The 6,618-nt window shown below is 43.9% G+C and carries 9 protein-coding genes; 4 read left to right on the forward strand and 5 right to left on the reverse strand.

Features of this window, described 5'->3' with window-relative positions:
* From VLN09_RS11545 to VLN09_RS11565, 5 genes are all read right to left on the reverse strand, one after another.
* Nucleotides 1–741: bile acid:sodium symporter family protein (locus VLN09_RS11545; RefSeq protein WP_325246663.1), on the reverse strand; the 741-nt coding region annotated here is incomplete at its 3' end.
* A gap of 168 nt (nt 742–909) precedes the next feature.
* The gene (locus VLN09_RS11550; protein WP_325246666.1) at nt 910–1,242 is read right to left on the reverse strand and encodes a TIGR01244 family sulfur transferase; all 333 of its coding nucleotides are present in this window, start codon (nt 1,240–1,242) and stop codon (nt 910–912) included.
* Nucleotides 1,243–1,379: 137 nt separating this feature from the next.
* Nucleotides 1,380–1,706, reverse strand: coding sequence for a beta-lactamase hydrolase domain-containing protein (locus VLN09_RS11555; protein WP_325246668.1), 327 nt, complete (start codon nt 1,704–1,706; stop codon nt 1,380–1,382).
* A gap of 160 nt (nt 1,707–1,866) precedes the next feature.
* Nucleotides 1,867–3,600, reverse strand: coding sequence for a SulP family inorganic anion transporter (locus VLN09_RS11560; protein ID WP_325246670.1), 1,734 nt, complete (start codon nt 3,598–3,600; stop codon nt 1,867–1,869).
* 54 nt (nt 3,601–3,654) lie between these two features.
* Nucleotides 3,655–3,942, reverse strand: a complete 288-nt coding sequence (locus VLN09_RS11565) for a metalloregulator ArsR/SmtB family transcription factor (RefSeq protein ID WP_325246672.1) — start codon at nt 3,940–3,942, stop codon at nt 3,655–3,657.
* Between the two features lie 371 nt (nt 3,943–4,313).
* Here VLN09_RS11565 and VLN09_RS11570 point away from each other — a divergent pair, with 371 nt between their 5' ends.
* The 4 genes from VLN09_RS11570 (at nt 4,314) to VLN09_RS11585 (ending at nt 6,617) form a co-directional block, all read left to right on the forward strand.
* Nucleotides 4,314–5,186 (forward strand): MBL fold metallo-hydrolase, encoded by an 873-nt coding sequence (locus tag VLN09_RS11570; RefSeq protein WP_325246674.1) that lies wholly within the window; start codon nt 4,314–4,316, stop codon nt 5,184–5,186.
* A gap of 150 nt (nt 5,187–5,336) precedes the next feature.
* Nucleotides 5,337–5,519 (forward strand): DUF2892 domain-containing protein, encoded by a 183-nt coding sequence (locus VLN09_RS11575; protein ID WP_325246676.1) that lies wholly within the window; start codon nt 5,337–5,339, stop codon nt 5,517–5,519.
* 24 nt (nt 5,520–5,543) lie between these two features.
* Nucleotides 5,544–6,164 (forward strand): class I SAM-dependent methyltransferase, encoded by a 621-nt coding sequence (locus VLN09_RS11580; RefSeq protein ID WP_325246677.1) that lies wholly within the window; start codon nt 5,544–5,546, stop codon nt 6,162–6,164.
* A 132-nt stretch (nt 6,165–6,296) separates the two neighbouring features.
* The gene (locus tag VLN09_RS11585) at nt 6,297–6,617 is read left to right on the forward strand and encodes a thioredoxin domain-containing protein (protein WP_325246678.1); all 321 of its coding nucleotides are present in this window, start codon (nt 6,297–6,299) and stop codon (nt 6,615–6,617) included.
* Nucleotide 6,618: the final 1 nt, after the last annotated feature.

Raw genomic sequence — 6,618 nt, forward strand, 5'->3', positions numbered from 1 at the left:
GGCTAAGGTAATCGCGGTGGTACTGTTTTGAATACTGGTTTCAATAGCGATGGTCTTGGTATCAAACCAGCTTAGCTTTAACGCCTTTGCTGTCAAAATACTGATTATAAATAAGGTAACAATAATCAGCACAAGCTCGAGCCCAATAGATGCCAATTGCTCTTGTAGTAATTGCCAGTTGGTAGCAATAGCCGCAAGGACGATTAAGACAAAAAAGACACTGGCTAAGCCATTCAGGATCCCGCTTCTGCGTACCATAAAATCAGTGAACTTATGGCGGGCGAGCATACCAAGGGTCACTGGCAAAGTGGTTAGTAAAAACATTACTAAGCCGATTTTGACCGCACTGATAGAGCCTGCTTGGTCTTTCATAAAATGATTGAAAGCCAAGGTGATTAGGATAGGCAGGGTCACAACTGATAATAGACTGACTACGCCCGTGAGCGCGACCGACAGTGCTACGTTACCCTTGGCGTAGTAGGTGAGCATATTACTAGTCACGCCACCGGGGCAAAAGCTGATCAACATGATACCAAAAGCAATGGCGGGCGGTGGCGACATCAATAATACGACTGCTAAGGCTACCAGAGGAACAAAAACAACTTGATTGACCAAACCCACAAAAAATGCTTTGGGATGACTGAAGATAACCTTAAAATCGCTAGGCTTAAGCCCTGCTCCTAAGGTAAACATAATATAAGCAAGGGCTAACGGTAGCAGAGCTAATGCGGTATTACTCATGGAACATCCTTGTAAGGTTAACGATCATACTTGCACTATATTTATAACGCCCATTCCTTGTGGCGATATGTTGCTTCACAGCATTCAAAATATAGTCTTAAATATTATAAAAGCCCATATATTTATATGGGCTTCTTGGTTTATTGCTTTAAGTTATTGATTATGATATCAGTCGTCCAATAAGTCCATACGCTTAGCCGCTTCATAGATACCCGTTGAGCGATTGCCCGTACGGCAAAACATCAGTACTGGCTGCTCAGCTTGATTAAAAAAGTCAGCAAACTCTTCAACATGGTTCTGATTGAGCTCACTACCAGCAAAAGACACTTCTTTATAAGCAAGTCCTGCTTTTTCAGCGGCAGCAGCAATCTCAGCACTGGTTGGCTGGTTAGGCTCTTCACCATCTGGACGATTGTTAATAATGGTTTTAAAACCATTTTCTGCAATCATCGGTACTTGGTCGGGGGTAATTTGTCCGGTGATACTCACTTGATGGCTCATAAGAGCTCCTTTTATTTATTATATTAAAATGAAATAGATGGTACGAGAATATAAAGCCTAAGCGCAATGGACAACTTTCTAAAGATAAAGTATGTAAGCTTTATTGCGTTTTTATATCAATGCTTTTAAGTCCATACTTATAGCAGCCCTTGCATCAAGGCGCTTTGATACAGTAGCTTAGCACGCGCGCCTGTACCGCAAAACATCAATATGGGTTTGGGCATCGTACGATAAAAAGCGGCAAACTGCTCGACAGTTGCCATACTCAGACGTTCATCATCAAATGGCAGATGATGATAGGTCAAATTGGCTTTGGCAGTCGCCTGCGCCAAATCACAGCTATTAGGCTGCGTTTCGGTCTCGGCATCAGGGCGAATATTGAGCACAGAACAATACCCAAGCTCTGCAATTTTGATACATTGGCTTGGATAAATTTGCTTATAAATGGTTAAGTCATCGGTCATAAATAATATCAATAAAGGTTATAAAAAAGAGTCGAGAATATAATCAGTTTAAAAAAAGCGCTACAGGCTAGTATTTGTTCTTTACCAGTCCTAATAATTTAGCATAACACAGCTTTTATCATATCTATATGTTATAGATAGCCAATAATTATTCTTAGCCTTATAAATAGCGCAAATGCTGTTGATGAGTGTCTTTTAAATCATTGACTGCATCCATAGTACTTAAATAAACGTGCCCTGATAAATCAGTAATCACCGGTGTGTGCTCAATGATGTCCATCACAGGTCCTTTAATAAAGCTAAAGCTCAACTGCTTATTTTGATTTAATAGCTCTTGGTTTAAGCTAATCAGCATCTCTTGTCCAGTCAAATCGATATGATTGACTGCCGACATAATAAGGATAATCTCGTTTGCTTCTGGATATTGACGCGTGGCTTGTACCACGTGGTTATGCACCGATTCGCTATTACCAAAAAACAAACTTTCATCGACCCGCAACATCAACAAATTAGGAAAAGTTACCACGTCATGACGATTAATATTACGAAAGTGCTCCGTACCGGCCAGTTGGCCCACAATGGCCACGTGCGGCTTACTTGATTGCCAAATGAGACTGGCAAATGACACCATGAGACCAATAACTAGCCCTGTATTTAGCCCAAATATCAGCACGCCGGCGAACGCTGCTATAAAGCTTATGGCATCTAAACGGTCACGTTGCCATGCTGATTTTAAGGTCGCAATATCAATAAGCCCAATGATAGAGGCCATAATGGTTGCCCCTAATATCGCATAGGGTAACGGTGCGAGCACGTTACCAAATGCTATCAAAGCGGCAATCATCACCAATACCGTCACCATACTAGCAAGCGGTGTCTTTGCTCCTGAGTCGGCATTAATGGCGGTACGTGAAAAGCCGCCTGCTATCGTAAAACTTTGGAACAAACCCCATAAAAGGTTAGCCAGCCCAAGTCCAGTAAGCTCGCGATTGGCATCAAAGGTCTCACCGCGCAGTCGTGCATAAGTGCTAGCAACTGAACTGCTCGAGACAAAGATAATTAACGCCATGAGGCCTGCAGTAGGTAATAAATTGAGTGCCTCATGGAAATCTGGCACATAGGGTAGCGTAAAGGTCGGTAGCCCTTGTGGAATACTACCGATGGTTGCCACCCCATTTGTCGTCCAATGCAAGCTCATACTAAGGACAATGGCAATGCCAAGTAGAATAAGTGGAAACAATCGTTCTGCCCATTTGGCATATGCTGGTGACAGCCAAGTGCGCCATACCCATTTGTTACCGTAGCGGTTCGCAATTAAGAGGGCAAAGGCGAGTACGCCGATGAGCAATGTCAAGGGATGCCATTGACGCACATACATTTGCATGCTGGATAAATATTCAATTAAGCTATTCCCTGCTATGGGAATATTGGATAAATACTTAAGCTGGCTAACAAAAATCAGTACAGCGGCGCCACTAATAAAGCCTGCCGACACCCCGCGGCTGATAAATTGCATAATCCAGCCAAGTTTGAGCCGTCCGGCGATCCACAATAGCGCCCCAACCATTAACGCCAGTAAGCTTGCCATTAAGGCGTATTGCGTACTGCCTTGATCTGCATAAGTGTGCAAGCTGCTAGCCGTCATTATAGAGGTAATGGCCACTGGTCCGACCGCCTGTACGTTACTGGAGCTAAGCCACGCATAAACAATGACGGGCACAATTGCCGCATATAGCCCATAAACGGGAGGCAAACCTGCCAATACCGCGTAGCCTAAACTTTGCGGAATGACTAGCACACCTACCACTAAGCCTGCGATTACATCAGTCGGTAAAGTGGCAATCTGGTATTGGCGCAACCAAGCAGGAATCAGACGAGCGGCGATAGAAGTCATATCAATACGTCACCAAGATAGAAAGCAGCATAAAATAGTTAGGCGAGTAGAGCATTATTCGGATTTGGCACAAAAGCGCTGATAAAGCAGTTCTAATACCGCTAAGGCGTCATTACTTGCGATGCTATAGTAGATTTGCTTACCTTTTCGGCGCGTCGCAACCAGCTCATCTTTGCGCAATATACCCAACTGCTGCGACAAGCTTGGCTGTCCAACACCGACCAATCCTTCAAGCTCACCGACGCAATACTCACCTTGTGTCAACTGACAGAGCAGAAGCAGGCGATCAGGGTGCGAAAGCGATTTGAGTAATTGGCTGGCTTGCATCGATGCTTGTTGCATTTGTTTGGCAAGATCAATAGGTATAAAGTCTGCGCTGAAAGATGACTTATCATCACTAGCGTTGTGAGTAGATGTACCTACTGCTAAAGTAGAAGTAGCCAGAATGAGCTCCTTATATAATATGGCAATACATGCCGTAGTGTTTGGAATAACATATGGTTAATTATCAATGATATCGCGTAGCATAGCAAGTTATCATTATTTACATTATATAAATTGATAAATTGTATAGCAGTTGCTATATTGGTGATAATAGATGAGCCGTAAACAATGGCGAACATTATATACGACTGAATATCATATTTAAGAGTTAATTTAAGACAAGAAAAATCCTATAGTGATAACATTCACAGACAAGTAAAGAGGCAACCATGCAAGTTCATTCTTTCTTAGATAGCGACACAGAAACCTATACTCATGTACTCGCCGATGTCGAGCAGCAATTGTGTGCCATCGTCGATCCAGTATTAAATTTTGATGCCAAATCAGGCAGAACGAATACTAGCAGCGTTGATGAAGTCATTGAGTTCGTACGTGAGCATGGTTGGGAGCTCAAGTATATTATCGAGACTCATGCACATGCAGATCACATATCGGCTGCTATTCATGTGAAAGAAAATCTCGGTGGTCAACTGGTAATCGGTCAGCATATTAACGAAGTACAAAAAACATTTAAGCAAATCTTTAACTTTGATACCAGTTTCCACACCGATGCCAGTCAGTTTGATATTTTGACAGACGATGGTGAGACGCTAGAGCTTGGCAGTATCACTATTACTGCGATGTATGTGCCAGGTCATACACGTGCTGACATGGCTTATATGGCCGCTGATGACGAAAAGACAGTGGTTTTCGTTGGGGATACATTGTTTGCCCCTGATGTGGGTACAGCTCGCTGTGATTTCCCGGGCGGTGATGCCAAAACGCTCTATCAGTCTATTCAGAAACTGTTGGCGCTCCCCGAAGATACAGTAATGTATCTTTGTCATGACTATCCAAGTAAGGGCCGCCAGCATTGCCCAACGGCCACTGTTGCGGCGCAAAAACTAGAAAATATTCATGTTAAAGACAGCATAAACGAAGCAGAGTTTGTGGAGATGCGTGAGCGTCGCGATGCGACTTTGGATATGCCGCGCCTGATCATTCCGGCAGTGCAAGTTAATATTAATGCTGGACATTTTCCAGAGCCAGAAGACAACGGTACGCGTTATTTGAAAGTACCGATCAATGTTTTTGGTCAATAAATCAGGCAGTGTCATGAGTGAAAGTGGTTATCTCGTGCGGCACTACGCAAGCATCATATGATTGCGACCCAGAAGAGTGCTAGTTTGTACGATAAATACAGAGCTATGCAATTCTTCTACTATGAAATGATTTCACAAAAGGATTGAGCCATGAAAATGAATGTCGGAAGTACTGAACGGTTACTACGCATTATTGCTGGTGTGGTGATTATCGGATTGGGTATGTATTATGGAAGCTGGTGGGGCGTGATTGGTTTGGTTCCTTTGCTAACAGGACTATTCCGCTTTTGTCCGCTGTACAGCATGCTTGGTATGAATACCTGCAAGCGCTAAGTGCGGTAATGAATGGAGAAGGCAGTGAATCCGTACGAGCGTTATGTATTGCCAAAGCTGATAGATGTTGCCTGTAGTACAGGTAATGTGATGAAAGCGCGGTCTAAAATTGTCCCTCAGGCGCTAGGCGAGGTGTTAGAAGTTGGGATTGGCAGCGGTCTGAATTTGCCGTTTTATGATCCCAAAAAAGTCTCCTCTATTATCGGCATCGATCCAGCCGCTCAGATGCAGTCGCTAGCACGCAAGCGAGCGACTGCCATCGGTATTCCGGTTGAAGTGATAGCCGTTGATGTTCAAGGCATTCACGCTGATACAGATCGATTTGATACTATTATTATGACCTTTACCTTGTGTAGTATCGATGATCCGGTGCCAGCACTTCGAGAAATGGCGCGCGTGCTCAAACCTGGCGGTCGCTTGCTATTTTGTGAGCATGGCTTAGCTCCAGATCCCTCTATCGAGCGCTGGCAGCACCGATTAACGCCTTTTTGGAAACCTATGGCGGGTGGTTGTCATCTAGACCGTGATATTCCAGCGCTCATTAGAGCAGGTGGTTTTGTCATCGACGAGTTGAGCGAAGAGTACTTGCCCGGTCCACGACCGATGAGCTATGTATACAGTGGCGTGGCACACCAATTGGCATAGAGAATGAGTATGCATAATCATGCTAAAACTGCTTTTGAAAACAGTCTGTGCAAACAACTTTTAGTTGCAAATACCAATAACGAATTTTTAAAACAGTAAAACGATTAGAATAATTAAAATAGGAATCATATGATGAGTGAGCAAAATTTCCATTTAGTATGCCCACATTGCCAAGCGACCAATCGTGTGCCAGCTGAACGGCTCAGTGCGGCGCCCAATTGCGGTAAATGTAGTCAGCCGTTATTGACCGGCAAGCCTCATGAGCTAAATGCACAGACGGTCAATAAAGTTATTAAAAAAAACGAGGTGCTGACCATTGTGGACTTCTGGGCAAGTTGGTGTCAGCCATGTCTTATGATGGCGCCAGAGTTCAAAACTGCGGCTGGTCAACTGCCGCATGTGGTCTTTGCCAAAGTGCAATCTGATAAATACGAGCAGGCTGCCGCTCCTTAAA

This window comes from Psychrobacter sp., assembly GCF_035469765.1.
Classification (GTDB): domain Bacteria; phylum Pseudomonadota; class Gammaproteobacteria; order Pseudomonadales; family Moraxellaceae; genus Psychrobacter.

Coding starts and splice junctions, on each gene's coding strand:
- VLN09_RS11565 (WP_325246672.1), bottom strand. CDS start 3,942: ATGCAACAAGCATCGATGCAAGCCAGCCAATTACTCAAATCGCTTTCG.
- VLN09_RS11585 (WP_325246678.1), top strand. CDS start 6,297: ATGAGTGAGCAAAATTTCCATTTAGTATGCCCACATTGCCAAGCGACC.
- VLN09_RS11570 (WP_325246674.1), top strand. CDS start 4,314: ATGCAAGTTCATTCTTTCTTAGATAGCGACACAGAAACCTATACTCAT.
- VLN09_RS11550 (WP_325246666.1), bottom strand. CDS start 1,242: ATGAGCCATCAAGTGAGTATCACCGGACAAATTACCCCCGACCAAGTA.
- VLN09_RS11555 (WP_325246668.1), bottom strand. CDS start 1,706: ATGACCGATGACTTAACCATTTATAAGCAAATTTATCCAAGCCAATGT.
- VLN09_RS11560 (WP_325246670.1), bottom strand. CDS start 3,600: ATGACTTCTATCGCCGCTCGTCTGATTCCTGCTTGGTTGCGCCAATAC.
- VLN09_RS11575 (WP_325246676.1), top strand. CDS start 5,337: ATGAAAATGAATGTCGGAAGTACTGAACGGTTACTACGCATTATTGCT.